Here is a 621-nt window from a genome sequence, read left to right as displayed (position 1 = left end):
CGCTTTAGCAGGAACTTTGGGCTTAAGCTATCAACGCATCCAATTTACCAGCGACCTACTACCTGGTGACTTACTGGGCCTGAATATTTTTAACCGAGAAGACGGTAAGTTCCATTTTCACCCCGGCCCGATATTTTCCAACCTTGTACTCGCTGACGAGATCAATCGTGCCAGCCCTAAAACCCAAAGTGCTCTGCTCGAAGCAATGGAAGAGCGCCAGGTCACACAAGAAGGTGAAACCCGCGCACTCCCTGAGCCCTTTTTCGTCATCGCCACTCAGAACCCTAGCGACCAGTCAGGTACTCACGCGCTGCCAGAGTCACAATTAGACCGATTTATGATGCGCATATCACTAGGTTACCCAAGTGAAGACGCTGAAAAACAACTACTCAAAGGTATTGATCGACGCGCGCTGGCAAATCAATTACAAGCAGTGTTGAACGAGAATACTCTCAGCAAAATTCAAGCTCTAGTATCCAAAGTTCAGTGCTCAGACAGTATCGTCAACTACGTCTACCGGCTGGCAACATTGAGTCGTTTAAAAAGCAATGAAACACACGGTTTATCGCCTCGCGCAAATATATCTCTGATTCAAGCGGCTAAAGCCTGGGCACTTATTGA

General features: G+C 47.7%; 1 protein-coding gene. It reads left to right on the top strand.

Annotation, left to right across the window (positions count from 1 at the left end; all coding sequences use genetic code 11):
* The coding region (locus A3729_RS28360) for a MoxR family ATPase (protein WP_068634536.1) at positions 1-621 on the top strand (621 nt) is incomplete at both ends.

The sequence above is a fragment of the Oleiphilus sp. HI0043 genome (genome assembly GCF_001634935.1).
The sequence above is the reverse complement of the archived record's forward strand: the minus strand, read 5'-3'. Positions and strand labels throughout refer to the sequence as shown.